24 protein-coding genes, 1 tRNA gene and 1 pseudogene are annotated in these 25,511 nt (G+C 70.7%); 15 read left to right on the forward strand and 11 right to left on the reverse strand.

Annotated features, from left to right (window positions below):
• The first annotated feature begins 149 nt into the window (after nucleotides 1-149).
• Nucleotides 150-728, forward strand: a complete 579-nt coding sequence (locus ACIQMU_RS12635) for an Lrp/AsnC family transcriptional regulator (RefSeq protein ID WP_402688836.1) — start codon at nucleotides 150-152, stop codon at nucleotides 726-728.
• Between the two features lie 37 nt (nucleotides 729-765).
• Here the strand turns inward: ACIQMU_RS12635 and ACIQMU_RS12640 are convergent, their stop codons facing one another.
• Nucleotides 766-1,362, reverse strand: a complete 597-nt coding sequence (locus tag ACIQMU_RS12640) for a TetR/AcrR family transcriptional regulator (protein WP_352239277.1) — start codon at nucleotides 1,360-1,362, stop codon at nucleotides 766-768.
• Nucleotides 1,363-1,485: 123 nt separating this feature from the next.
• Between ACIQMU_RS12640 and paaN the strand changes: the two genes are divergently transcribed.
• Entirely contained in the window at nucleotides 1,486-3,183 is a 1,698-nt protein-coding gene (paaN, locus tag ACIQMU_RS12645; RefSeq protein WP_352239276.1) for a phenylacetic acid degradation protein PaaN, read from the forward strand.
• 69 nt (nucleotides 3,184-3,252) lie between these two features.
• Here paaN and ACIQMU_RS12650 read toward each other — a convergent pair whose 3' ends face one another.
• Genes ACIQMU_RS12650 through ACIQMU_RS12660 form a run of 3 tightly spaced genes read right to left on the reverse strand, consistent with a single transcriptional unit; the run spans nucleotide 3,253 to nucleotide 6,313 of the window.
• A complete protein-coding gene (locus ACIQMU_RS12650; protein WP_352239275.1) occupies nucleotides 3,253-4,011 on the reverse strand; it encodes a TrmH family RNA methyltransferase in 759 nt (252 codons plus the stop codon).
• Entirely contained in the window at nucleotides 4,008-5,468 is a 1,461-nt protein-coding gene (locus ACIQMU_RS12655; RefSeq protein WP_402688837.1) for an HTTM domain-containing protein, read from the reverse strand. Before ACIQMU_RS12655 ends, ACIQMU_RS12650 begins: the two co-directional genes overlap by 4 nt.
• The gene (locus ACIQMU_RS12660; protein ID WP_402688838.1) at nucleotides 5,465-6,313 is read right to left on the reverse strand and encodes a DUF5819 family protein; all 849 of its coding nucleotides are present in this window, start codon (nucleotides 6,311-6,313) and stop codon (nucleotides 5,465-5,467) included. The genes ACIQMU_RS12655 and ACIQMU_RS12660 overlap by 4 nt, the downstream gene beginning before the upstream one ends.
• Nucleotides 6,314-6,427: 114 nt before the next feature.
• Here ACIQMU_RS12660 and paaA point away from each other — a divergent pair, with 114 nt between their 5' ends.
• From paaA to ACIQMU_RS12690, 6 genes and pseudogenes are all read left to right on the forward strand, one after another.
• Nucleotides 6,428-7,561 (forward strand): 1,2-phenylacetyl-CoA epoxidase subunit PaaA, encoded by a 1,134-nt coding sequence (gene paaA, locus ACIQMU_RS12665; RefSeq protein WP_402688839.1) that lies wholly within the window; start codon nucleotides 6,428-6,430, stop codon nucleotides 7,559-7,561.
• The gene (paaB, locus tag ACIQMU_RS12670; protein WP_007447213.1) at nucleotides 7,558-7,848 is read left to right on the forward strand and encodes a 1,2-phenylacetyl-CoA epoxidase subunit PaaB; all 291 of its coding nucleotides are present in this window, start codon (nucleotides 7,558-7,560) and stop codon (nucleotides 7,846-7,848) included. Before paaA ends, paaB begins: the two co-directional genes overlap by 4 nt.
• On the forward strand, nucleotides 7,845-8,561 hold the full coding sequence (gene paaC, locus ACIQMU_RS12675) for a 1,2-phenylacetyl-CoA epoxidase subunit PaaC (protein ID WP_352239271.1): 717 nt from the start codon (nucleotides 7,845-7,847) through the stop codon (nucleotides 8,559-8,561). The genes paaB and paaC overlap by 4 nt, the downstream gene beginning before the upstream one ends.
• Complete coding sequence (gene paaD, locus ACIQMU_RS12680) at nucleotides 8,555-9,052, forward strand: 1,2-phenylacetyl-CoA epoxidase subunit PaaD (RefSeq protein ID WP_352239270.1); 498 nt, start codon at nucleotides 8,555-8,557, stop codon at nucleotides 9,050-9,052. Before paaC ends, paaD begins: the two co-directional genes overlap by 7 nt.
• Complete coding sequence (locus ACIQMU_RS12685) at nucleotides 9,053-10,111, forward strand: 2Fe-2S iron-sulfur cluster-binding protein (protein ID WP_352239269.1); 1,059 nt, start codon at nucleotides 9,053-9,055, stop codon at nucleotides 10,109-10,111.
• A 280-nt stretch (nucleotides 10,112-10,391) separates the two neighbouring features.
• Nucleotides 10,392-11,563 (forward strand): annotated as a pseudogene (locus ACIQMU_RS12690) (acyl-CoA dehydrogenase family protein).
• 95 nt (nucleotides 11,564-11,658) lie between these two features.
• Here ACIQMU_RS12690 and ACIQMU_RS12695 read toward each other — a convergent pair.
• The 4 genes from ACIQMU_RS12695 to ACIQMU_RS12710 form a co-directional block, all read right to left on the reverse strand.
• Nucleotides 11,659-12,003, reverse strand: a complete 345-nt coding sequence (locus tag ACIQMU_RS12695) for a rhodanese-like domain-containing protein (protein WP_352239268.1) — start codon at nucleotides 12,001-12,003, stop codon at nucleotides 11,659-11,661.
• A gap of 63 nt (nucleotides 12,004-12,066) precedes the next feature.
• Nucleotides 12,067-13,044 carry a J domain-containing protein gene (locus ACIQMU_RS12700; RefSeq protein ID WP_402688840.1) on the reverse strand — a complete coding sequence of 326 codons (978 nt, stop codon included), beginning with the start codon at nucleotides 13,042-13,044 and terminating at the stop codon, nucleotides 12,067-12,069.
• Nucleotides 13,045-13,123: 79 nt separating this feature from the next.
• On the reverse strand, nucleotides 13,124-14,422 hold the full coding sequence (locus ACIQMU_RS12705) for a DUF2252 domain-containing protein (RefSeq protein ID WP_402688867.1): 1,299 nt from the start codon (nucleotides 14,420-14,422) through the stop codon (nucleotides 13,124-13,126).
• A gap of 309 nt (nucleotides 14,423-14,731) precedes the next feature.
• Nucleotides 14,732-15,811 (reverse strand): hypothetical protein, encoded by a 1,080-nt coding sequence (locus ACIQMU_RS12710; protein ID WP_402688841.1) that lies wholly within the window; start codon nucleotides 15,809-15,811, stop codon nucleotides 14,732-14,734.
• A gap of 95 nt (nucleotides 15,812-15,906) precedes the next feature.
• Between ACIQMU_RS12710 and ACIQMU_RS12715 the strand changes: the two genes are divergently transcribed.
• A complete protein-coding gene (locus tag ACIQMU_RS12715) occupies nucleotides 15,907-16,362 on the forward strand; it encodes a MarR family winged helix-turn-helix transcriptional regulator (protein ID WP_352239265.1) in 456 nt (151 codons plus the stop codon).
• A 39-nt stretch (nucleotides 16,363-16,401) separates the two neighbouring features.
• Here ACIQMU_RS12715 and ACIQMU_RS12720 read toward each other — a convergent pair whose 3' ends face one another.
• Nucleotides 16,402-16,752 carry a helix-turn-helix domain-containing protein gene (locus ACIQMU_RS12720; RefSeq protein WP_352239264.1) on the reverse strand — a complete coding sequence of 117 codons (351 nt, stop codon included), beginning with the start codon at nucleotides 16,750-16,752 and terminating at the stop codon, nucleotides 16,402-16,404.
• 146 nt (nucleotides 16,753-16,898) lie between these two features.
• Between ACIQMU_RS12720 and ACIQMU_RS12725 the strand changes: the two genes are divergently transcribed.
• Nucleotides 16,899-17,510, forward strand: a complete 612-nt coding sequence (locus ACIQMU_RS12725; protein WP_352239263.1) for an NAD(P)H-dependent oxidoreductase — start codon at nucleotides 16,899-16,901, stop codon at nucleotides 17,508-17,510.
• A 139-nt stretch (nucleotides 17,511-17,649) separates the two neighbouring features.
• Here the strand turns inward: ACIQMU_RS12725 and ACIQMU_RS12730 are convergent, their stop codons facing one another.
• Together ACIQMU_RS12730 and ACIQMU_RS12735 are read right to left on the reverse strand one after the other, a co-directional pair.
• Nucleotides 17,650-18,477 carry a ScbR family autoregulator-binding transcription factor gene (locus ACIQMU_RS12730; RefSeq protein WP_352239262.1) on the reverse strand — a complete coding sequence of 276 codons (828 nt, stop codon included), beginning with the start codon at nucleotides 18,475-18,477 and terminating at the stop codon, nucleotides 17,650-17,652.
• 687 nt (nucleotides 18,478-19,164) lie between these two features.
• A tRNA-Leu gene (locus tag ACIQMU_RS12735) sits at nucleotides 19,165-19,250 on the reverse strand.
• A gap of 315 nt (nucleotides 19,251-19,565) precedes the next feature.
• Between ACIQMU_RS12735 and ACIQMU_RS12740 the strand changes: the two genes are divergently transcribed.
• The 5 genes from ACIQMU_RS12740 (at nucleotide 19,566) to ACIQMU_RS12760 (ending at nucleotide 25,455) form a co-directional block, all read left to right on the forward strand.
• Entirely contained in the window at nucleotides 19,566-20,420 is an 855-nt protein-coding gene (locus ACIQMU_RS12740; RefSeq protein ID WP_352239261.1) for a DUF3662 and FHA domain-containing protein, read from the forward strand.
• 10 nt (nucleotides 20,421-20,430) lie between these two features.
• Nucleotides 20,431-20,949, forward strand: a complete 519-nt coding sequence (locus tag ACIQMU_RS12745) for an FHA domain-containing protein (RefSeq protein WP_050359810.1) — start codon at nucleotides 20,431-20,433, stop codon at nucleotides 20,947-20,949.
• Between the two features lie 129 nt (nucleotides 20,950-21,078).
• Nucleotides 21,079-22,578: a PP2C family serine/threonine-protein phosphatase gene (locus tag ACIQMU_RS12750; RefSeq protein ID WP_352239425.1), complete on the forward strand. Its 1,500-nt coding sequence runs from the start codon at nucleotides 21,079-21,081 to the stop codon at nucleotides 22,576-22,578.
• A 22-nt stretch (nucleotides 22,579-22,600) separates the two neighbouring features.
• Nucleotides 22,601-24,001, forward strand: a complete 1,401-nt coding sequence (locus tag ACIQMU_RS12755; RefSeq protein ID WP_352239260.1) for an FtsW/RodA/SpoVE family cell cycle protein — start codon at nucleotides 22,601-22,603, stop codon at nucleotides 23,999-24,001.
• Nucleotides 23,998-25,455 (forward strand): peptidoglycan D,D-transpeptidase FtsI family protein, encoded by a 1,458-nt coding sequence (locus tag ACIQMU_RS12760; protein ID WP_402688842.1) that lies wholly within the window; start codon nucleotides 23,998-24,000, stop codon nucleotides 25,453-25,455. The genes ACIQMU_RS12755 and ACIQMU_RS12760 overlap by 4 nt, the downstream gene beginning before the upstream one ends.
• Nucleotides 25,456-25,511 lie beyond the last annotated feature (56 nt).

Below are 25,511 nucleotides of genomic sequence, written 5' to 3' on the forward strand. Positions count from 1 at the left end.
GGTGGGCGGGGCACGGATGTGGCGTGCCTCACCTACCGATTGTTCGGTCGCGAGGGCATTTTGGCTACAGCCGCCGTCAGCCTGTGGACAAACGGTTCTCCACAGCCTGGGATAGGGACAGGTCGTCCACCACAGGAAGGCGCGGGCAGATGGCAGCTGAACAAATGGCCGACGTGGGCGGAGAGCCGGACCAGGTCCTGCCCGCGGTCCCGCCGCCGGCCGTGCCCGGGGGCCCGGTGGCGGAAGCCCCGGTTCCGCCCGCGCGGCCGCTGGACGCCGTCGACCGCGACATCCTGCGCATCCTCCGGACGGACGGCCGCGCCTCGATACGCTCCGTGGCCGAACGGGTCCATGTCTCGCGCGCCAACGCCTACGCCCGTATCAACCGGCTCGTCGAGGACGGAGTGATCCGCGGCTTCGGCGCCCGGGTCGACCACGAGCGGGCGGGCCAGGGGGCGTCCGCGTACATCACGCTCAAGATCGTGCAGAACTCCTGGCGCACCGTGCGCGAGCAGTTGCAGGCCCTGCCCGGGGCCACGCACATCGCTCTGGTGAGCGGCGACTTCGACGTACTGCTCCTGGTTCACACACCGGACAACCGGGCGCTGCGCGAGCTGGTCCTCACCCGGATCCAGTCGATCCCCGAGGTGCTCTCGACGCGCACCTTGCTGGTGTTCGAGGAAACGGACCTCGACCCGCGCCCGGACCGGCCGGCGGAACTCGGCTGAGCGCCCCTTCGCACGGGGGCGCGGCCCGCACCGGGGCTCAGCGGCCGTTCGCCCGCAGCCCCTCGAAGGCCAGCTGGACGACCGTGTCCGCGAGCTGCTCCTCCCCCGGGAAACCGCCCGGCTGCGGCCGGTACCACTCGACCAGCGAGTTCACCATGCCGAACAGCAACCGGGTCGCCAGCCGTATGTCCACATCGGCCCGGAGGTCGCCCTCGGAGACCGCCGCCTGGAGCAGCTCCGCCACCCGCTGGTCGAACTCGCGGCGGCGCTCCAGCGCCCAGCGCTCCGTCTTCGTGTTGCCGCGCACCCGCAGCAGCAGGGTGACGTAGGGGACCTCGGCCATCAGCACGTCGACGGTACGGCGCGTGACGTACTCGACCCGCTCGACCGCGCGCCCGCGCAGCGCCCCCGGCTCGTCGAGGATGGCGAAGAGCCCGTCGAGCGCCCGGCTCACGGCCCGGCGCAGCAGTTCCTCCTTGCCCGCCACATGGTGGTAGATGGAGGACTTGGAGATGCCCGCCGCCCGGGAGAGGTGCTCCATGGACGTACCGTCGTAGCCGCGCTCGTTGAAGACACGGACGGCGACGGTGAGCAGGGTCTCCGGTGTGTACGTGTCCCGCTTGGCCGTGGTCATGTCCGCGATCCTCCCCCATGAGTTGTCCACAGGTTGCCCGGGGCCCCTTGTCCCGACCGATCGTTCGGTTACTCTAACTCCGTCCGTACGTCCCCGCCCGGCTCGATGAGGAGTTGGTCCGCCATGGCCGCGCTCACCCCCCAGCAGCTGTCCGAGACCCACCGGCCCACGCTCGACCAGGCGCTCGACGTGATCAGTAGCCGCGCGTACTGGTCACCGCACCCGGAGCACCCCAAGGCGTACGGAGAGGGCGGCGCCCCGGGCAGTCTCGGAGCCGCCGAGGGCAAGGCCGCTTTCGACGCCCTGCTGGGCACCCGGCTCGACCTCGGGCAGCCGGGCACCGACGGCTGGGCCGGCGGCGAGGTCTCGCCGTACGGGCCGGAGCTCGGCGTCGAGTATCCGCACGCCGATCCGGACGTCCTGCTTCCGGCGATGAAGGCCGGCACGGGCGCCTGGCGGGCGGCCGGTCCGGAGATCCGGGCCCTGGTGTGTCTGGAGATCCTGGCGCGGATCAGCGCCCGCACCCATGAACTGGCCCATGCCGTGATGCACACGAGCGGCCAAGCCTTCATGATGGCGTTCCAGGCGGGCGGACCGCACGCCCAGGACCGTGGTCTGGAGGCCGTGGCATACGCCTACCGGGAGCAGGTCCGCACCCCGGAGACCGCCGACTGGTCCAAGCCGCAGGGCAAGCGCGATCCGCTGAAGCTGCACAAGTCGTTCATCACCTCCGGCCGCGGCATCTCGCTGCTCATCGGCTGCAACACGTTCCCCACGTGGAACGGCTACTCCGGCCTCTTCGCCTCCCTCGCCACGGGCAACCCGGTGCTGGTCAAGCCGCATCCGCGCGCCGTGCTTCCGCTGGCCCTCACGGTGTCCATCGCCCGCGAGGTGCTGAGCGAGGCGGGCTTCGACCCGAATCTCGTCGCGCTGGCCGCCGAGCGGCCCGGCGAGGGCATCGCCAAGACTCTCGCCGTCCGCCCCGAGATCCGGATCATCGACTACACCGGCTCCACCGCCTTCGGTGACTGGCTGGAGGAGAACGCCCGCCAGGCCCAGGTCTACACGGAGAAGGCCGGGGTCAACACGATCGTCGTCGACTCCACCGACGACTACCGGGGCATGCTCGCCAACCTGGCGTTCTCCCTCTCGCTGTACAGCGGCCAGATGTGCACCACTCCGCAGAACCTGCTGATCCCCCGGGACGGCATCGCCACCGACGACGGCGCCAAGTCCTACGACGACGTGGTCGCCGACATCGCGGCGGCCGTCACCGGGCTGCTCGGTGACGACGCCCGCGCGTCGGCTCTGCTCGGCGCGCTGGTCAACCCGGACGTCAGGGCCCGGGTGGAGGCGGCCGGACAGCTCGGCGAGGTGGCGCTGGATTCGCGGGCGGTCGTGAACGCCGAATTCCCCGACGCGGTCGTCCGTACGCCGGTCATCGTGAAGCTCGACGGCACCAAGACCGACGACGGCGCTGCCCACCTCTCGGAGTGCTTCGGACCGGTGTCCTTCGCCGTAGCCGTGGAGTCGACGTCCGCAGCCCTGGACCTGCTGCGCCGCACGATCCGCGACAAGGGAGCGATGACGGTCGGCGCCTACACCACCTCCCCCGAGGTGGAGCGTGCGATCGAGGACGTCTGCCTGGACGAGTCGGCCCAGCTCTCGCTGAACCTGACCGGCGGCGTCTACGTCAACCAGACCGCCGCCTTCTCCGACTTCCACGGCTCCGGCGGCAACCCCGCCGCGAACGCGGCCCTGTGCGACGGCGCCTTCGTCGCCAACCGCTTCCGCGTGGTGGAGGTGCGCCGCCAGGCGTAGACGCCGCACAGGGAGGGCCCAGGGCGTGCCAGGAGTCGCGGACCCGGCCCTGATCCGCCCGGGCACGCCCTAGCGGCGGGGATCGGGGACGTCGGCGTAGCGCTGCACCCACGCGTGCATCGCGATGGCCGCGGCGGCCCCGGCGTTGATCGACCGGGTCGAGCCGAACTGCGCGATCGAGCACACCATCGAGGCGTGCTCGCGTGCTTCCTCGGTCAGACCCGGGCCCTCCTGCCCGAACAACAGGACGCACCGGCGCGGCAGCTCCGTGCGCTCCAGCGGCACCGCGCCGGGGAGGTTGTCGATCCCGATGATCGGCAGCCCCTCGGCTGCCGCCCAGGCGGTCAGGTCGGCGGTGTCGGGGTGGTGGCGCACGTGCTGGTAGCGGTCGGTGACCATGGCGCCTCGCCGGTTCCAGCGCCGGCGGCCCACGATGTGGATCTCCTTGGCCAGGAAGGCGTTGGCGGTCCGCACCACCGAGCCGATGTTGAAGTCGTGGCCCCAGTTCTCCACGGCCACGTGGAAGTCGTGCCGCCGCAGATCGAGATCGGCGATGATCGCCTCCCGCGTCCAGTAGCGGTACGCGTCACCGACGTTGCGCCGGTCGCCCTGGGCCAGCAGCTCGGGGTCGTAGTGCTCGCCCTCGGGCCAGGGCAGCGGGTGCGGCCCGACGCCGATCGTCTGGCCGTAGCCGTCGTCGTACTGAAGGGGCTCCTCCTGGACGGTGCCCACTTGGAGGGGGCCCTCCTGGGCGGAGCCCGCCTGGTCCGCCGGGAGGGGTTCCGTCGCTGCTGGGGGCTGTTGGGCGCTGCCGGTCTCACTGCTCACCCGACGAGCGTATGGCCCCCGCCGCCGTCCTGGAGCCGGGGCTCCTCCGTACCGCCGTGGCCGCCCTTCGCCGGAGCGGGCCCCGGCGGGTCCGCAGGTCCGTGCGCGGCGCCGGGCACCCCGGGTTCGCCGGGCTTCCGCCACCGGCCGGGCAGCGCGGAGAGCAACCGCCGCCTCCCGGTCGTGACCCGGGCGCCCAGCCACATGAGGAAGACCGTCGGCAGGAACACCGCGTCGGCCGCGATCATCGCCATGGAGAAGAAAGGCAGCCCGAGCAGCAGGGCGATCCCCGCGTGCTCACAGATCATCGCGATCAGCAGGATGTTCTTGACGCGCCGGTTGAACAGCGTGAAGGGGAAGGCGACCTGCACGATGACCGTGCCGTACGTCAGCACCATCACCATCAGCCCGCTCGCGCCCAGGATGTCCGACAGGGCGGGCCACGGGGAGAAGTAGTCGAGGTTGAGCGGGTAGTAGAGCGCGGTGCCGTCCTGCCAGCGCGATCCCTGGATCTTGTACCAGCCGGCGGTCGCGTAGATCAGACAGACCTCGGCCATGATCACGGCGAGCGTGGCGTTGTGCGCGAGGTTGGCTAGCACGTCGAGCAGCGTGCGGGGCTCGCCGTGCGGCACGTAACGGTTCACGGCCCACCAGGCGGCGGCGGAGAGCCAGATCGTCCACAGCAGAGCGGGGAGCCACCAGGTGCCGCCGAGACCTTCCATCAGGGTGGCCGCCACGAGGACGGCGCCGAGGACCACCCAGAGCACCGGGCCCACGACGTCCCGGGGCGGCGCCAGTCCCGCCGCGGCGCGTTGGGCGCCGCGCACCGCGCGCCGGGCGTCCAGCGACCAGACCTGGGCACAGCGCGTCAGCACCAGATAGATCGCCATGAGGTGGACGACGTTGTCGCCGCCGTCGCCCATGAAGATGCTGCGGTTCTGCACCGAGAGCACGCCGACCATGAAGAGGACCGACATGGTCCGGGTCCGCCAGCCGAGCATCAGTGCCGCCGCGGACAGCAGGGTCAGGACGTACACGGCCTCGAACCAGACCGTGCTGTCCGTCCACATCAGGACGGAGAAAGCCTCGTTGCCGTCCGTGAGCCGACGGGCCAGGTCCCAGTGCCACGGGCTGTCCGGGCCGTACAGCTCGTGGCGGTTCGGCAGCTCGCGGAGGAGGAAGCAGAGGTAGGTGGCGGCGAAGCCGATCCGGACGACGGCGCTCTGGTAGGGGCCGAGGGCCGAGGCGGTGACGCGCTGGAGGGCACGAGCGGGACCGCCCGGACCGCCGGGGCGGGTCTCGACCTGCCGACCGCCTCCGGGCTGTTCGGCCGAGTTCCGTGCGGACGCGTTCGGCGGCGACGCGTTCTCCGGAGGCGTTTTCTGTGGGGACGTTTTCCGTGGGGGCGTGTTCTGTGGGGGCGTGTTCTGTGGAGACGCGGGCGAGGGGATGGTCACTGGCTCTCCTCCACGCCGTGAGCCTCGTCCGTGCCCTGCACGGCGCGGGACTCCTCCCGGTTCGGCTCCGCGTCACGCGCGGGAAGATCGTCCGGAGTCACGGTCCACCAGGGGAGTACCCGGTAGACGGGCCGGGTGCTGATCTTCTCGTCGCTCCAGGGGGGCGGGGCGATGGAACTGGTGGCGGAGCGGAGCTGGATGCGCTCGATGGTGCCGCCGTAGTCGCGCTCGCTCAGCCGCAGCATCGCGATGCGCCGCACGTAGCGCTCGGAGAGGTCTCCGCGCAGACCGTTGGGACGGTTCTCGCCGTCGTGGGAATTGATGTAGAAGTCCCAGCCCCGGCGGAGCTCGTTCTGGTCCACATGGCTGGGGAAGAGGCTGCCGCGTACCCCTTTGCCGTCCTCGTGGGTCAGATTCATCCACCTCGTGGTGCGGCGTCCGTCGACCCCCACCACGTCGGCCCGCACATGGACGGCGACGTTCTGCTGAAGCGGATTGGGCGCGAAGAGCTTCCAGTTCTGCTCGAACTCCGGGTAGATCCAGCGGTCGATCGTCTTCCCGTGCTGTTTGGACAGCGTGTTGGACGGGGCGACGTGCAGGAAGACCATGGCCACCTGCGTGCAGGCGAGCAGGCCGATCAGGGACAGCGCCAGGGCCGCGACCACCTGGTAGGGGAGGGAGAGCCCGGCTATGCCCCGGCCCGTGGGCGGAGGCGCCCCCGCCGGCGGCGATGGCGTCCGCGGTATGGCTCCGGCGGTTTCCGGCGCCTGTGCGGGCCGGTTCAGAGACTGCGGCCAGGCGTCCTTCCGCCCGCTCACGGAACTCCCGTCGTGGTCCGAATCCATCCCGCCCCGCCCACCGTCGATCGCCACTCAGTTATCCACAGGGTTGACACCCTACGGGCCTCCGACTCACCATTGAAGCAAGGAACCGAACGATCGGTCGGTAGGGAGCCCGGAATGGCGGCAGTGACTGCGGACCAGACGACGCAGAAGGCGCTCGGCACCGCTGAGGCGGCGAACGCGGTGGACCCGATGGACGCGGAGCGCATCGCCGCCTTCGACGCCGCCGTGGCGGCGGACGAGCGAATCGAGCCGCGTGACTGGATGCCCGACGCCTACCGGGCGACACTCGTCCGCCAGATGGCCCAGCACGCCCACTCGGAGATCATCGGCATGCAGCCCGAGGCCAACTGGATCACCCGGGCGCCCTCGCTGCGCCGCAAGGCGATCCTCATGGCCAAGGTGCAGGACGAGGCAGGCCATGGTCTGTATCTCTACAGCGCCGCCGAGACTCTGGGCACCAGCCGCGAGGAGCTGCTCGACAAGCTCCACGCGGGCCGCCAGCGCTATTCGTCGATCTTCAACTACCCCACGCTGACCTGGGCCGACGTCGGCGCGATCGGCTGGCTGGTGGACGGGGCGGCGATCACCAACCAGGTGCCGCTCTGCCGCTGCTCCTACGGCCCCTACGCGCGCGCGATGGTCCGGATCTGCAAGGAGGAGTCCTTCCACCAACGCCAGGGGTACGAGCTGCTGCTCGCGCTCAGCCGCGGCACCGAGGCCCAGCACGCCATGGCCCAGGACGCGGTGAACCGCTGGTGGTGGCCCTCCTTGATGATGTTCGGCCCGCCCGACGACGCCTCGTCGCACTCCGAGCAGTCCATGGCGTGGAAGATCAAACGGCACTCCAACGACGAGCTGCGCCGGCGCTTCGTGGACATCTGCGTGCCCCAGGCCGAGGCGCTGGGCCTGGAGCTCCCGGACCCCGACATCCGGTGGAACGAAGAACTCGGCCGGCACGACTTCGGAGCGATCGACTGGGACGAGTTCCAGGCGGTCCTCAAGGGCAACGGCCCGTGCAACGAACAGCGGATCACCCAGCGGCGCAGGGCCCATGAAGAGGGCGCCTGGGTCCGGGACGCCGCGACCGCGTACGCCGCCAAGCACCCTCCGGCGGCAGCGGCCGCCCCGTCCGTCCAGGCACCGCCCCGGACCCCGGCATCGGCATCGGCATCGGCATCGGCATCGGCATCGGCATCGGCATCGGCACAGAACAGCGCGCCCGCGCGGCTCGGGGAGGAGACGGCATGAGCAGCTCGACCGACTGGCCTCTGTGGGAGGTGTTCGTGCGCTCGCGGCGCGGACTGTCCCACACCCATGCGGGCAGCCTGCACGCGCCGGACGCCGAGATGGCCCTGCGCAACGCCCGCGACCTCTACACCCGCCGATCGGAAGGCGTCTCGATCTGGGTGGTCCCGTCCACCGGGATCACCGCCTCCTCACCCGACGAGAAGGACTCCTTCTTCGAGCCGGCCGGCGACAAGCCCTACCGCCACCCGACGTTCTACGAGATCCCGGACGGGGTGAAGCACCTGTGAGCGCCGCACTCGCCCTCGGCGACGACGCGCTGGTGCTCTCGCACCGGCTGGGGGAGTGGGCCGGCCACGCCCCCGTCCTGGAGGAGGAAGTGGCCCTGGCCAACATCGCCCTCGACCTGCTGGGACAGGCCCGGGTGCTGCTCTCCCTCGTCGGCGACGAGGACGAGCTGGCCTACCTCCGCGAGGAGCGGGACTTCCGCAACCTCCAGCTGGTCGAGCAGCCGAACGGGGACTTCGCCCACACCATCGCCCGGCAGCTCTACTTCTCGGTCTACCAGCACCTGTTGTACGAGCGACTGGCGGCCGGGGACGGCGAGTTCACCGGCCTCGCCGGCAAGGCCGTCAAGGAGGTGGCCTACCACCGTGACCACGCCGAACAATGGGTCCTGAGGCTCGGTGACGGCACGGAGGAAAGCCACGTCCGGATGCAGAACGGCCTGGACGCGCTGTGGCGGTTCACCGGGGAGATGTTCCAGCCGGTCGAAGGACTCGACTCCCCGGAGTCCGGTGTCGACTGGGGTGCGCTGCGGAGCAGTTGGCTCGCCGCCGTCACCGATGTCGTCGAGCGTGCGGGTCTGGCCCTCCCGGCGGGCCCGCAATCCGGGGGCTGGGCGGCGGGCGCGGGCCGCCAAGGTCTGCACACGGAGCCGTTCGGCCGCATGATCGCCGAGATGCAGCACCTGCACCGCAGCCATCCGGGCGCGTCATGGTGACCGACACCCGGCTGGAGGCGGAGCTGCGTGGCCTCGCCGGCTCCGTGCCCGACCCCGAGCTCCCCGTACTGTCCCTGGCGGAGCTCGGCGTTCTGCGGGACGTGCGGGTGGAGGGCACGGGCCGGGTGACCGTGCATCTCACCCCCACCTACACCGGCTGCCCGGCGATCGAGGCCATGTCCGCCGACATCGAGCGGATACTGCACGACCACGGCGTACCGGAGGTCTCCGTGGTCACGGTCCTGGCGCCGGCCTGGTCGACGGACGACATCAGCGCCGAAGGGCGGCGCAAGCTCGCCGCGTTCGGCATCGCTCCGCCGCGCCCCCAGGGCCCCGACGGAGGCCCCGTGCCGCTGACTCTGTCGGTGCGCTGCCCGCACTGCGGCTCCACGGACACGGAGCTGCTCAGCCGGTTCTCCTCCACGGCGTGCAAGGCCCTGCGCCGCTGCGTCGCCTGCCGTGAGCCGTTCGACCATTTCAAGGAGTTGTAGATGTTCCATCCGCTCCGGGTCAGCGCGATCGAACGGATCACGGACGACGCGGTGGCCGTCACCCTCGCCGTGCCCGCCGAGTTGCGCGAGACCTTCCGCCACACTCCCGGTCAGCATCTGAACGTGCGCTACACCGTGGACGGCCAGGAGATCCGCCGCTCGTACTCGATCTGCGCACCGGCCACCGAGCGACCCGGCGACCCGGTGCTGCGCGTGGGCATCCGCAGGGTCGAGGGCGGTTCGTTCTCCACGTACGCCCTGAAGGAACTGGCCGTCGGGGACCAGGTGGAGGCCATGCCGCCGATGGGCCGCTTCGTCCTGAAGCCGCGCCCGGGCCTGTTCGCGGCCGTGGTCGGCGGCAGCGGCATCACCCCGGTGCTGTCGATGGCGGCAACGCTGCTCGACCGGGAGCCGGAGGCGCGGTTCTGCCTGATCCGCAGTGACCGTACGGCAGCCTCGACGATGTTCCTCGACGAGGTGGCCGACCTCAAGGACCGGCATCCGGACCGCTTCCAGCTGGTCACCGCCCTCTCCCGGGAGGATCAGTCAGCGGGGCTCCCCTCCGGGCGACTGGACGCCGACCGGCTCACCGGCCTGCTGCCCGCTCTGCTTCCGGTGCCCGAGGTGGACGGCTGGTTCCTGTGCGGGCCGCTCGGCCTCGTACGGGGCGCGGAGAAGGCTTTGCGCGCGCTCGGCGTCGACCGTTCCCGGGTCCATCAGGAGATCTTCCACGTCGACGAAGCTCCCGCCGACGTGCCGGTGGCCGACGTCGCCACCCCCTCCGACTCCGTGCTGACGGCCACCCTGCACGGCCGCTCGGGCAGTTGGCCCGTACAGGACTCCGAATCCCTGCTGGAGACGGTGCTGCGGAGACGTTCGGACGCTCCGTACGCCTGCAAGGGCGGGGTGTGCGGGACCTGCCGGGCATTCCTCGTGTCGGGCGAGGTCCGCATGGACCGCAACTTCGCGCTGGAGCCGGAGGAGACCGGGGCGGGCTTCGTACTGGCCTGTCAGTCGCATCCGCTCACCCCGGAGGTGGAGCTGGACTTCGACCGCTGAGGCCACCGGGTCCGCTCGACCGCCGAGGTCACCGTTCGGACCGCTGAGGCCATGGGCGCGTTCCGACCTGAGGCTGTCCAAGCCGGGCCGCCGCCCGGAGCCGCCGGCACTGCCGAGGCCGCCGATGGCCGCCAGCGGCCGCCAGCGGCTGCCCGCGGCTGCCCGTGGTCGCCCGTGGTCGCCGATGGAGGCCGTACCCCCGGCGCTGTTCCCTTCTTGTAGAACGTGTTCTATCTTGACTGCCGCCGGCGAGCCAACGTGCAAACGGGAGGCAAGGGCAGTGGACTTCGCCTTCACCGAGGAACAGCAGGCGGCGGTCGAGGCTGCCAGGGCGGTCTTCTCGGATATCGCACCCGACCGAGCTCCCAGCCCCGCCCTGACCCGGGGCGCCGTGGCGGAGGACATCGACCGGCAGCTGTGGAACGAGCTGGCGCGCACGGACCTGCTCGGACTCACTCTGTCGCCGGACCACGGGGGCGCGGGCCTCGACCCCATCGCGCTCTGCCTGGTCCTGCGGGAGTCGGCCAAAGTGCTGGCCAGGGTCCCGCTGCTGGAGAGCTGCGCCGTCGCGATGGCGGTGCAGCGGTACGGCGGAGGCGACCTAGCTGCGGACCTGCTTCCCCGGGCGGGGCGGGGCGAACTGATCCTGACGGTCGGCGCCAACGGGCGCAGCGGTCACGATCCGGCCGAACTCGCCGTGAGGGCACGGCCGTACGGGCAGGGCGACGGAGAGGCCGACGCTCCGGTAGAGGGCTCCGGCTGGGTGCTCGACGGGGTGCAGTCCGCGGTCCCCTGGGCCCAGGCGGCCGACTGGATCGCCATTCCCGCGCACACCGCCGGGGGCGGGCCGGTCCTGGCCCTCGTGCGCCGTACCCGCGAGGGCGTCACCCTGGCGGGCCAGGTCTTTACCAGCGGTGAACGCCTGGCCGAGGTCCGGCTCGACGCGGTGCGCGTGGAGGCGCGCGAGCTGATCGATATACGGCGGGCTGCTGGGAGTGGTTGCGTTCCCTGCTCATCACGGGAACCTGCGCGCTCGCGCTCGGGCTGGGCGAGCGGGTGCTCGCGATGACCGCCGACTACACCGGCAGGCGCGAACAGTTCGGGTTCCCGGTCGCCACCTTCCAGGCGGTGGCGGTCCAGGCGGCCGACCGGTACACCGATCTGCGGGCGATGGAGGCGACGCTCTGGCAGGCGGCCTGGCGGATATCGGCCGAAGCCGGGGGCCCGCTGCCCGTCGCGGGCGATGTCGCCGTGGCGAGGATCTGGGCCTCCGACGGCGTCCGCCGCGTCGTACAGACCGCACAGCATCTGCACGGCGGCTTCGGCGCGGACACGGACTACCCGCTGCACCGCTTCCACGCCTGGGCGAAACAGATCGAGCTCTCCCTCGGCCCGGCCGCCGCCCACGAGGAGGCCCTGGGCGACTTGTTGGCCGCGCACCCCCTCGGCTGACGCCAGCCGCCGAGCCGCGACCGACGGACCTCGGCGGAGTTCGCGGAGTTCGCGGAGTTCGGCGGGCGGGGCGTCGCCGGGCGGGAGGGCTCGGCTCAGAGGACGAAGGCGGGCGTCCCGTTGTCCGTGACCATCGGGCGTCCGGCGCCGTCCCACGCCTGCATGCCGCCGTCGACGTTCACCGCGTCGATGCCCTGCTGGACCAGGTACTGGGTGACCTGGGCCGACCGGCCCCCGACCCGGCACATCACGTGTACCCGCCGGTCGTCCCCGGCGGCCTCGGTCAGCTCGCCGAACCGGCCCACGAAGTCGCTCATCGGAATGTGCAGCGCCCCCTCGACGTGACCGGCTGCCCACTCGTCGTTCTCACGGACGTCCAGGACGAAGCCGTCCGACGGCACCGCCGCGGCGTCCACGGAGGGCAGCGGGGCGAAGTTCATGGGTCATGCCTTCTCTCGTGCGGTCTTGGGCCTCGTACATACGCGGCGGGGTCACCCGGAACGCTACTGCACCATCTCCGCGAGCTCGGCCTCCCGCCGGGACACCTCGCCCAGCAGTTGCTCAGCGATGTCCTCCAGCAGCTGGTCGGGGTCGTCCGGGGCCATCCGCAGCATCGAGCCGATCGCACCCTCCTCCAGCTCCTTGGCGAGCACGGTCAGCAGTTCCTTGCGCCGGCTGAGCCACTCCAGCCGGGCGTAGAGCTCCTCGCTCTCGCTCAGCGGGCTCAGGGGCTGCGCCGGGCCGGCCGCCCACTCCGCCACGAGCTCCTTGAGCAGTTCGACGTCGCCCCGCCCGTAGGCGGCGTTCACCCGGGCGATGAATTCGTCCCGGCGCTGCCGCTCCGGCTCGTCCTGGGCGAGGTCCGGGTGCGCCTTGCGGGCCAGCTCCCGGTAGAGCTTGCGCGCCTCCTCGCTCGGCCTGACCCGCTTCGGCGGCCGGACCTGCTGCTCGGTGAGCATGGCCGCTGCTTCGGGAGACAGCCCGTCGCTGTCCATCCAGTCGTGGAACATCTCGTCGACCCCGGGCATCGGCATGACGACCGCCCGCGCCTCCCGCGCCCTGCGCTCGTCCTCCGGGTCCCCGGTCCTGGCGGCCCGAGCCTCGGCGATCAGCGCGTCCAGCTCGTCGAGGCGGGTGTACATCGGGCCGAGCCTCTGATGGTGCAGCCGGGAGAAGTTCTCGACCTCCACCCGGAAGGTCTCCACCGCGATCTCGAACTCGATCAACGCCTGCTCGGCGACCTGCACCGCCCTGGCCAGGCGCGCCTCGGGGCGCGGCGCGGCATCCTCGGGCCCGGCGTGCTCCCCGGCCGCGGCCGCCCCACCGGAACGGTCCGGTGTCTCCGGTGCGTCCGGCTCCGGCACGTCCGGCGCGCCGGGTTCGGCCCGGGGCGGTTCCGGCCGGGTGTGGTCCTGCCGGTGGTGGTCCTGCCGGTCTTCGTCGTTCCGGGTGGTCGGCACCCCGGCGGCTTCGTCGGTCACCCGTCCAGCGTATGGCCCCGGCCCGGCGGCCCCGCACACCCGGTGGACCCGGGCCCGGGGCCACCACCTCACCAACCGGTCATATACCGAACTCGGCGGTCAGCCTGCCCGCCCTGATCGCCCGCACCAGTTCGGCGTGATCCGCCTCCGTACGGTCGGCGTACGTCACCGCGAAGGCGGCCACCGCCCCGTCGAGCTCCTCGTTCTTGCCGCAGTAGCCCGCCAGCAGGCGGGGGTCGGCGCTGTGCGCGTGCGCCCGGGCGAGCAGCGCGCCGGTCATCCGCCCGTAGTCGTCCACCTGGTCGGCGGCGAGCGCGGCGGGGTCCACGCTGCCCTTGCGGTTCCTGAACTGCCGGACCTGGAACTGCCTGCCGTCGACGTCCGCCCACCCGAGCAGGATGTCGCTGACGACCTGCATCCGCTTCTGCCCGAGCACCACCCGGCGGCCCTCGTGCGCCACCTCCGGCACATCGAAACCGACCGCGGGCAGATAGGGGGCGAGCACCGAGGGGCGGGCCTCCTTCACCTGGAGGACCAGCGGCTCGCCTCGGTGGTCGAGCAGCAGCACCACGTACGACCGCGTCCCCACGCTGCCGGTTCCGACCACGCGGAAGGCGACGTCGTGGATCGCGTACCGGGCCAGGAGCGGCGTCCGGTCCTCGGAGACGGTGGCGAGATAGTCACCGAGCCCGGCGGCCACGGCCGCGGCCTCGGCGTCCGGCACCCGGCGCAGCACGGGCCGGGAGTCGACGAAGCGCCGGCCGCCGTCGGGGCACTCCTCGGTCGAGCGGGCGGCGAAGCGGGCGCTGGTGTTGTTGCGGGCCTTCTCCGAGACCCGCTCCAGGGTGCCGACCAGGTCACGTGCGTCCGTGTGCGAGACGAGTTCCTCGTCCGCGATGGCGTTCCAGGCGTCGAGGGCGGGCAGCCGGGCCAGCAGCCGCATCGTGCGCCGGTAGGCGCCGACGGCGTCGTACGCGCCCCGGAGGCACGTGTCCTCGTCGGCGCCGGCGGCACGGCCCGCGAGCACGAGGGAGGTCGCGAGGCGCTTGAGGTCCCACTCCCACGGCCCGAAAGCGGTCTCGTCGAAGTCGTTCAGATCGATGACCAGGCTGCCCCGGGCATCGCCGTAGAGGCCGAAGTTGGCCGCGTGCGCGTCGCCGCAGAGCTGCGCGCCCACCCCGGTGACGGGGCTGCCCGACAGGTCATGGGCCATCAGTCCGGCCGCACCCCGCAGGAAGGCGAACGGGGTGGCCGCCATCCGGCCCACCCGTATCGGTGTCAGGCCCGGCACCCGCCCGCGGTTCGACTCCTCGACGGCCCGCACCGCGTCGGGCCGTCCCGGAGGCAGGACCAGCGAGGCGTGCGAGGAGCGCGGCACGCGGGCGCGGAGCGCCTTGCCCGCCGCCTTCGGCGAACTCGCGGCCCCACGCCGGGCGAACCCGGGCACGACAGGAATGCGCAGATCATCCCCCGCAGCCCGCCGCTCAGTCGTCGTCGCCCCGGTTCCGCTCATGGAGCGTCGCCTCCCCCGCCTCGTACCGCTTCCAGCTGCCCGGCCGTCCGGCCGTCCAGCGGCCCTGTCCACCAGCGACCGGGCACGACGGTACCGCCGATGCCCGCATCACCGCCGGGCCTGTGGACAATCAGCCTCGCACCCTGTGGACGACTGCGGAGGACCACGGTCCGGTCAGACGCCGACCGCCTCCTCCAGCTCTTCCTCCATGTCCTTTTCGGAGGTCCGCACCGCCGCCTCGGGCGACGCACCCTCGCCGGACGACTCGGCCCGCCCGCGGGACTCGGCCAGGCCGGCGAGGCCCAGCACCGCCAGCCCCGCGACGAACCAGAGGGCCAGGACGAGCACATGTCCGCCGAGCGCATGGCCGCCGAAGTAGACATGGCTGCGCACTCCCTCGATGAAGCCCGCGCCGTTCCAGAACGAGTGCAGCCAGCCGAAGAATCCGGGCTGCAGCTCGGGTCGGAAGATGCCGCCGGAGCTCGTGAAGTTGAGCATGACGAACAGGACCATCACTCCGAGCGTCGTCCACCGCTTCAAGAAGGTGTGCAGCCCGACGCCGATCAGCAGGATGCCCGCGCAGTAGAGCCAGGCCAGCGCCCACAGCCCGGCCAGGCCGTGATCGACCAGACCGAACAGCGGACCCGCGAACGCCGCGCCGATCAGGCTGACCACGAGCGAGGCGCCGGCCACCAGGGCGGCCCTGATCCGCAGCGGCAGTACACCGCCCGCACCGCCGATCACGGCGACCGAGGCGTACGAACCGATGCTGATCGCGACCAGCAGGAAGAAGATGCCCTGCCCGGTCGGATCGCCGTCCGCGGTCGGCGTCACGTTCGTCACCTTCAGCGGAGCGCCCTGTTCCGCCGCGACCCGAGTGAAGACCTTCTCGACGACGGTGGCGCTGGTGTCCGACGAGGCGGTGGCCACGACCAGTTCGGGGCTCCCGCCGGGCAGGTACGCCCCGTAGCTGGCCTGCGTCCTGAGGTGCTCCACGGCCGTGGAGCGGTCCGCCACCGTCCGTACGCTCAGCGCCCCGTCCGCCTGGTCCTGCAGGTTCTGGGCCAGCACCTGCGCGCTCGCGCCCGAGCCGACGACGTCCACCCGCAGATCGTGCGGCTGCGGGGCGTGGAAGGCCCCCAGATAGGCGAGCCCCATGCCGACGCACATCAACAGAGGCGTGAGGAGGTGACCCAGCACATGGCGCAGCGCCCCGGCGGTGGACCCGGAAGCGGTACGAGAGCCTGCGGACATCCGAACGATCTCCTATGGTTGGCTTTTACAACTACCGACTCGTTGTATTCTACAACTTGAATCCGGGAAAACAATCCGACTCCGGGAGCGGATCCGTGTCGAACACCACCAGCGGAAGCGAGCGCGAGGAAGCGCTTGAGGTCATCCAGCGCGAGCTGACCGCTTTCGCGCGCCGGGCGCGGGCCGCGGCGGCGCGGATGCATCCGGCGCTGCCCCTGGTCTCCTACACACTGCTGGCGCACATCGACGACCGGCACGGCTGCCGGGCCACCGACCTGGCGACGCACTACATGCTGGACAAGTCGACGGTCAGCCGGCAGATCTCGAACCTGGAGAAGCTCGGCTTGATCGAGCGCCACCCGGACCCCGCCGACCACCGCATCCAGGTCCTGCACCCCACCGAGGCAGGCACCCGCGCCCTGACCGCCACCCAGGCGAGCCGCCGGGCCGCGTATCAGGAGCGACTGGCCGACTGGACGGCCGAGGACCTGGCCCGCTTCGCGGACTACCTGCTGCGGTACAACGGCTCCGGAACCCCGGACCTCCGCTAGTCATCCGCCGGCGGCCACGACGGAGCGCCGGCGGCCCGTTCAGCAGCCCGTTTCGGTGTCCGGCGCCAGATAGGCGTCCGCCCACCGCCCGAGCTCCTTGAGCGCGGGCTCCATCGCGGCACCGGCTTCGGTGAGGCGGTAGGCGACGCGCAGGGGCGGGCCCTCGTCTACCTCGCGGAGCACCAGACCGGCCGCACCGAGTTCGGTCAGCCGGTCCGAGAGCATGCGCTCGCTGATCCCCGGAATCGCCCGGCGCAGCTCGGCGAAGTGCACCGGCCGCTGCAGCAACACCGAGACGATCGGGCCGGTCCAGCGCTTGCCGAGCAACTCGAAGACGCGACTGATCCCCCCATCGACCCGCCGACATGCCTGCTCGCTGTGATCCGCCATACCCCTAGAGTACTGCGCCGGCGTTGGGAGCTTACAAAAAATAAGCAACTATGCTATTAGTAGTTACGTACTGAATGGATTCGCTACGGACGCCGCGAGGTCTCACCGGACCGCACTCGTCCCTTTCGCTCACTGTGGAGATCCCCATGGCCACGCTTCTGCACCTCGACTCCGCCGTCTTCCCTCAGGGCTCCGTCTCTCGCGACGTCACCGCGGCGTTCGTCCATGCCTGGCGCGAGCAGCACCCGGACGGCACCGTCGTCCATCGCGACCTCGCCGCCGACCCGCTGCCCCACCTGGACGCCGGCGCGGCGGCCGCGGGCGCCGACGACCCGCTGCGCCGGGAACTGGCCGAGGAACTGGCCACGGCGGACGCCGTCCTGATCGGCGCGCCGATGTACAACTTCACGATCCCGTCCACCCTCAAGGCATGGCTGGACCAGGTGATCATCGTCGGCCACAACGTGGGACCCGACTCCCCCGTCGCCGGCACCCCGGTGACCGTCGTCGCCAGCCGCGGCGGTTCATACGCTCCGGGCACCCCGCGCGAGAGCTTCGAATTTGTCCAGAATTACTTGGAGAAGGTGTTCGCGGGCATGTTCTCGGCCGAGGTGGACTTCATCGTTCCGGAGCTGACGCTCGCTTCCTCGCAGCCGTCGATGGCCGAACTGGTCCCGCTCGCCGAAGCCTCCCGCACCAAGGCGTTCGACGACGCTCGAGAGAAGGCGAAGGCTCTCGCCACCCGCCTCGCCGTCTGAACCACAGGACCGTAGAAGACCGCGCAAACGCCGCAGGGCTGCGAAGCTCCCAGAAGCTCCGCAGCCCTGCCGCATGACGACCCTGATTCTCTGATGAATCGGGCGTTTCACGTGAAACACAGCACGCTCGACGAGGGGATCAGACGGCCCCTCCGGCCGCCACCCCGGCGCCTGCGGGCTCCTCGTCGGCCTCGTCAGCCGTCTGCCCAGCCCGCATACCTCGGCTGGATTCACCGCCCCGCAGCCCCGCTCCGCCCGACCGGGAGTCCGCGTCCGTCGCCGGATCGGAGGCCGCGTCCTTCGCCGCGGCGGCGCTCCGGGCCTCCTGCTCCTCCCGCTCCGCCTTCTCCCGTGCCTGGGCCGCCAGATCCACCCGGCCCTCGGGCTTGATGTGGGCGATGACTCCGGGATGAGCGATCGACGGCAGGATGTGGCGCCACATCTCCGCCACCTGTTCGCGCAGATCAGCCCGGCCGGAGTCGGCCTCCGAGACCAGCTGAATACCGGTGAACGAAGCGACGATGATCTTGGCCGACACCATGGGGTCAATCTGTGGGAAGACCTCGCCCCGCTCCTGCCCCAGCTCCAGCATCCGGGCCGTCGCGTCGATCCAGTCGCTCCAGGGATGCGGCCCGCCGAGGAAGACGCCTTCGATGGAGAGCCTGGTCCCGGCCCGGGCCATCGCGTTGTGGCGCAGGGCGAAAGCGAACTGCTGGCCGCCGTCCACCAGGGACTGCAGCGGCGATCCCTCCTGCTCGAACTCGACCGTGGAGGTCTGCTCGTCCATGATCGCCTGCGCGATGGCCTCCTTGGAGGCGAAGTGGAAGTACAGGGCGCCCTTGGTGACCTTGGCGCGACGGAGAATCTCCGAGATGGCGGCACGCTCGTAGCCGTAGTCGTCGAAGACACTCGCCGCGGCGTCAACGATCGACCGCCACGTCTGGACCGCGCGAGCCTGCTTCGCCATTTCCTGCCTCCGGGACGTTCTGTGCGCTCAGCCCTTCACCGCCGAGTCGCCGTCGATCCAACCTCTGTGGCCAGCGTATGCAAGTGCGCCGTCGCACCGGCTATCGGTCTGTCCGGAAACCGTGCCCGCATCCGGTGGATCACCGCCCGCGGGCAACCGCTGCCGCCTCATCCCTACCCGCCTGTCCGTACCCCTCCCGACCGTCGAAAACACCGCCGGAAAGACGGCCCGCCGAGAACACGGGAGACAAGGGCCACCACGGGCACCCCGCATCGAACCACGGAACGGAACGACGAAGGACCCGTCGCGGAAGAACGAACCGCGGCCCCACGGTCGTCGTCCAGACCTCACGCCCACCGAACCCGCACGCCCGACCAGACCCCACGCCCACCGAACCCGCACGCCCGCCCCGTAGCGGGCCGGCGCCGGTGGCAGCGGTTGACGCCGTCGCGGCGCGAGCACCGCGAGGACGGTCCGACGGCCGAGCGGCCCGCGACGACGGGCCCGACCGCGGCGGAGAGGTCAACGCCGGTGAGGCCGTGACGGTCCGCGAGGCCGGAGCCGACGGAGTCGCCCGTCAGGGCCGCACGCCCTGCGACCAGCGGCAAAAGCGAAATGGTCGGCATCGTCATCACGATGCCGACCATTTCGTCGGTGCTACCAGGACACTGACGTTCTCTGTCCCGATGGTGCGCGAGGGGGGATTTGAACCCCCACGTCCCTAAGGACACTGGCACCTGAAGCCAGCGCGTCTGCCGTTCCGCCACTCGCGCATAAGTGGTGTTTCCGGGCTCCCTCACCGTGTGGTGCGAGCGCCTGGCGACAAACGGAAGATTAGCACGGTGGACAGGGTGGATTCACATCCGTTGTTTCGCCGCCTTCCGGAGGGGAAGCGGGAACCCCGAACCATCGCCCCCACTCCTCCAGAGTGCGTCCCGGGTGCGGGACACTGTGAGGAGGCCACCTCTACGATCCGTGTGAGAGGTGACACTCATCCACAGGCCAGACAAGGGGAACCAGCCGATTTCCCTACGCGTGGATACGATCAGTAAGCAGTACAGGGACGATGACACCGGAGGAGGTGCCCCATGGGGGTCATGAAGCGTTTCGAGCAGCGCCTCGAGGGGCTGGTCAACGGCACCTTCGCCAAGGTCTTCAAGTCCGAGGTGCAGCCCGTCGAGATCGCCGGCGCCCTCCAGCGCGAGTGCGACAACAACGCGACGATCTGGAACCGCGAACGGACCGTCGTCCCCAACGACTTCATCGTCGAGCTCAGCACGCCCGACTACGAGCGGCTCAGCCCGTACTCCGGCCAGCTGGGCGACGAACTCTCCGGCCTGGTGCGCGACTACGCCAAGCAGCAGCGCTACACCTTCATGGGACCGATCAAGGTCCACCTGGAGAAGGCCGACGACCTCGACACCGGGCTCTACCGGGTCCGCAGCCGCACGCTGGCGTCGAGTTCGTCACAGCAGGACCCGTCGGCCCCTTCGCAGCCCGCGGCCGGGCGGCCCGCCGCCCCGCGGGCTCCCGGCGGCTACGGCTACCCCCCGAGCGCCGCTCCGCCGATGCCCGCGGCCCCGCCGCCCGGCGCCGGACGGCCCCCGGCCCCCACGGACGACCGGCGCCCGCCGGCCGCGCCCGGCTCCCTGCCGGACGCCCGGACGCGGCGCTGGATCGAGATCAACGGCACCCGCCATCAGATCTCCCGCCCGACGTTGGTGATGGGACGATCCACCGACGCCGACGTGCGGATCGACGACCCCGGCGTCTCGCGCCGGCACTGTGAGATCCGGACCGGAACGCCCTCGACGATCCAGGATCTCGGGTCTACCAACGGCATCGTGGTAGACGGGCAGCACACCACCCGCGCTACGCTCCGCGACGGCTCGCGGATCGTCGTGGGCAGCACCACCATCGTTTACCGGCAAGCCGAAGGGTGAAGCGGGGGCCATGTCAGAGCTGACCCTGACGGTCATGCGGCTAGGTTTCCTGGCTGTTCTGTGGCTGTTCGTCATCGTGGCCGTTCAGGTCATCCGCAGCGACCTGTTCGGAACGCGCGTCACGCAGCGCGGCTCACGCCGCACTGCCGCCGACGCGCGCCCGCAACAGGGCCGCCAACAACAACAAGCGGCGCCGCCCCAGCAGCGCCAGCAGTCCGGCCGACAGCGCCGGGGGGCACCCACCAAGCTGGTCGTGTCCGAAGGCACGCTCACAGGCACCACGGTCGCGCTCCAGGGCCAGACCATCACCCTGGGCCGGGCCCACGATTCAACGATCGTGCTGGACGACGACTACGCGTCCAGCAGGCATGCCAGGATCTACCCGGACCGTGACGGCCAGTGGATCGTCGAGGATCTCGGGTCCACCAACGGCACGTATCTGGAACGGACCCGGCTCACCACCCCGACACCAGTTCCGCTGGGCGCGCCGATCCGTATCGGCAAGACCGTCATCGAGCTGCGGAAGTAGTACGACAATGAGCGAGCGGAGCGAGCGAGCCGCGGCGGCCCGGACGACGGACGCTGCCCGGTTCCCGACCGGAGGGTGGGCAGTGTGGCTCGAGACAGGCTGTACCCCGAGCCGACGGGCGAGGTGCGCATGAGTCTGTCGCTGCGCTTCGCCGCCGGCTCGCACAAGGGCATGATCCGGGAGGGCAACGAGGACTCCGGCTACGCCGGCCCCCGGCTCCTCGCGATCGCCGACGGCATGGGCGGACAGGCGGCCGGTGAGGTCGCCAGCTCCGAGGTGATCTCCACGCTCGTCCCGCTCGACGACGACGTACCGGGAAGCGATCTCCTCACCTCGCTCGGCACGGCCGTGCAGCAGGCCAACGACCAGCTGCGCGTCATGGTCGAGGAGGACCCCCAGCTGGAGGGCATGGGCACCACGCTCACCGCCCTGCTCTGGACCGGTCAGCGCCTGGGCCTGGTGCACGTCGGCGACTCCCGCGCGTACCTGCTGCGCGACGGCGTCCTGACGCAGATCACCCAGGACCACACCTGGGTGCAGCGGCTCGTCGACGAGGGCCGGATCACCGAGGAAGAGGCCACCACCCACCCGCAGCGCTCCCTGCTGATGCGGGCGCTGGGCAGCGGCGACCACGTCGAGCCGGATCTCTCCATCCGCGAAGTCCGCGCCGGCGACCGCTACTTGATCTGCTCGGACGGCCTCTCCGGCGTTGTCTCGCACCAGACGATGGAAGAGACCCTCGCCAGCTACCAGGGCCCGCAGGAGACCATCCAGGAGCTGATCCAGCTCGCTCTGCGCGGCGGCGGCCCGGACAACATCACCTGCATCGTGGCCGACGTCCTGGACGTCGACAGCAACGACACCCTGGCCAGGCAGCTCAACGACACCCCGGTCGTCGTCGGCGCGGTCGCGGAGAACCAGGCCCAGCTGGGCGACGGCGGGGCCATGCAGACGCCCGCCGGACGCGCGGCCGGCCTCGGCCGCCCCGCGCCCCCGCCCGCCGGCGGCTTCGGCCCGCCCGGCAGCGGCGACGTGGGCTACGAGGGCATGCCCGACGGCTCCTACGACGCGTACCCGGACGACGACTTCACCCAGCCGCGCGGCGGCCGTAAATGGCTGAAGCGTTCCCTCTACGTCGTGCTCGCGCTGGCTGTGATCGGCGGCGGCCTGTACGGCGGCTACCGCTGGACGCAGACGCAGTACTACGTCGGCGCCCAGGACGAGAACGTCGCGCTGTTCCAGGGCATCAGCCAGGACCTCGCCTGGGTCTCGCTCTCGAAGGTCGAGAAGAACCACCCCGAGATCGAGCTCAAGTACCTGCCGCCGTACCAGCGCAAGCAGGTCGAGTCGACCATCGCCGAGGGCAACATCACCGACGCCCGCGAGAAGGTCGCCGAGCTCGCCGCCCAGGCGTCCGCCTGCAAGAAGGCCGCGCAGCGCCGTGCGGCCGAGGCCGAGAACCGGGACCGTACGGACGCGGGCGAGGCCGACGGCACCGCCGGGGCCCCCGCCACCAGGACTTCCGCCACGTCTTCCGCCAAGGCGACCAAGCAGACCACCGCTCCCACTCCCGGCCCCAGCCTCTCGGAGGAAGAGAAGAAGCTGGTCCCGCAGTGCGGTAAGCAGTAAGCCGTAGGGGGCCTTCAGCACCATGAGCGTTGTCACCAACACGACCACCATCGGCGCGATCGACGCGCCGAGCCGCCGCAACACCGAGCTGGCGCTCGTCGTCTTCGCCGTCGCCATCTCGGTGTTCGCCTATGCCAACGTGGGCCTCGCCCTCAACGGCGAACTGCCCTCGGGCATGCTCGGCTACGGAGCGGGACTCGCCCTGCTCGGCGGCGTCGGCCACCTCGTGGTGCGCAGGTTCGCCAAGTACGCCGATCCGCTGCTGCTGCCACTGGCAACCCTGCTGAACGGCCTGGGCCTGGCGCTGATCTGGCGCCTGGACCAGTCGGAGCGGCTGCTCGCCCACCCCAGCTTCGCGCCCGCCGCCTCCAAGCAGCTGATCTTCTCGGCGATGGGCGTGGCGCTGTTCATCGGTGTGCTGCTCCTGCTCAAGGACCACCGCATCCTCCAGCGCTACACCTACATCTCCATGGTGGTGGCGCTCATCCTGCTGATTCTGCCGATGTTCTTCCCGGCCCAGTTCGGCGCGAGGATCTGGATCACCATCCCCGGCATCGGCTCCATCCAGCCCGGCGAGTTCGCGAAGATCGTCATCGCGATCTTCTTCTCCGGCTATCTGATGGTGAAGCGCGACGCCCTGGCCCTGGCCAGCCGCCGGTTCATGGGCATGTACCTGCCCCGCGGGCGGGACCTCGGTCCGATCCTCGCCATCTGGGCGATGTCGATCCTGATCCTCGTCTTCGAGACCGACCTCGGCACCTCGCTCCTCTTCTTCGGCATGTTCGTCGTCATGCTCTACGTGGCGACCGAGCGCACCAGCTGGATCGTCTTCGGCCTCACCATGTCGGCCGTGGGCGCGGTCGGCGTGGCCTCCTTCGAGAAGCACGTGCAGGACCGGGTCACCGCGTGGCTCGACCCCTTCGCCGGCTGGGGCACCCACGCCGCCAGTGAGCAGATGGCCCAGGTACTGATGGCCTTCGGCTCCGGCGGCACGCTCGGGACCGGCCTCGGCCAGGGTCACTCCGACCTCATCCTCTTCGCCGCCAACACCGACTTCATCCTCGCGACCGTGGGCGAGGAGCTGGGGCTCGCCGGGGTCATGGCGTTCCTCCTGCTGTACGGGCTGATCGTCGAGCGAGGCGTGCGCACCTCGCTGGCCGCCCGCGACCCGTTCGGCAAGCTGCTGGCCATCGGGCTCTCCGGAGCGTTCGCCATCCAGGTCTTCGTCGTCGCCGGCGGTGTCATGGGCCTCATCCCGCTCACCGGTATGACCATGCCGTTCCTCGCGGCCGGTGGGTCGTCGGTCATCGCCAACTGGGCCCTGATCGGCATCCTGATCCGGATCAGCGACACCGCCCGCCGGCCGGCACCGGCGCCCGCACCCTCGACCGACGCCGAGATGACGCAGGTGGTACGCCCGTGAACAAGCCCCTGCGCCGCGTCGCGATCTTCTGCGGTCTCCTGATGCTCGCCCTGCTCGTCCGGGACAACTGGATCCAGTACGTCCGCGCCGACGAACTCACCGACCGCGACGAGAACCGCCGCATCCGCATCGAGCGGTACGCCCACGAGCGCGGCGACATCATCGTGGACGGCAAGGCCGTCACCGGCTCCGTCGAGACCGACGGCAGCGACTTCACGTACAAGCGGGTCTGGAAGAACGGCGCCATGTGGGCCCCGGTGACCGGCTATTCCTCGCAGGCGTTCGACTCCTCCCAGCTGGAGAAACTAGAGGACGGCATCCTCACCGGCAACGACGACCAGCTGTTCTTCAACCGCACCCTCTCCATGTTCACCGGGGAGGAGAAGCAGGGCGGCAACGTCGTCACCACCCTGAACGGCGACGCCCAGAAGGCCGCCTTCGAGGGGCTCGGCGACAAGAAGGGCGCCGTCGTCGCCCTCGACCCGAAGACCGGTGCCATCCTGGCGCTGGCGAGCACGCCCTCGTACGACCCCTCGGTCTTCGCGGGCAACTCCGACAAGGACTCCGAGGCCCGGCAGAAGCTCCTGAAGGACAAGGACAAGCCGATGCTCAACCGGGCGTTGCGCGAGACCTACCCCCCGGGGTCCACCTTCAAGGTCGTCACCGCCGCAGCCGCCCTGGAGAACGGGCTCTACGACGACATCGACGCCAAGACGGACTCGCCGCTGCCCTGGACGCTGCCGCAGACCAGCGTCCCGCTGAAGAACGAGGGCGACATCCCCTGCGAGAACGCCACGCTGCGCGAAGCCCTGCGGGTGTCGTGCAACACCGTCTTCGGGAAGATGAGCGACGACCTCGGCAACGAGAAGATGATCGAGCAGGCGGACAAGTTCGGCTTCAACGAGGAAGTCTTCACGCCCGTCCGCGCCGACGCGAGCGTCTACCCCGAGGACAACAGGCCGCAGAACGCGATGGCCGGCATCGGCCAGGCGTCCAACCGGGCCACCCCGCTCCAGATGGCCATGGTGGCCTCCGCGATCGCCAACGACGGCAAGCTGATGCAGCCGTACATGGTCGCCGAGCGCCAGGCGCCCGACCTCGACACGGTCTACACCCACGAGCCCGAGGAGCTCAGCCGCGCGCTCTCCGGCGAGAACGCCCAGAAGGTCCAGCAGATGATGGAGACCGTGGTCAAGGACGGCACGGGAACCAACGCACGGATCCCCGGCGTCACAGTGGGCGGCAAGACCGGTACCGCCCAGCACGGTCTGAACAACAGCGAGAAGCCGTACGCCTGGTTCATCTCGTACGCGAAGACCGACGACGGCTCCCCGGTCGCGGTCGCCGTCGTGGTCGAGGACGGCAACGCCAACCGGGACGACATCTCCGGCGGCGGGCTGGCCGCCCCCATCGCGCGCGACGTGATGAAGGCGGTCATCGACAGCGAGAAGTGAGACCTGTCACGGCGGTCGTCCGTCATGCCGGACATCGGATACCGGTCGGATATCGG

This window comes from Streptomyces sp. NPDC091649, from assembly GCF_044756785.1.
GTDB lineage: Bacteria > Actinomycetota > Actinomycetes > Streptomycetales > Streptomycetaceae > Streptomyces.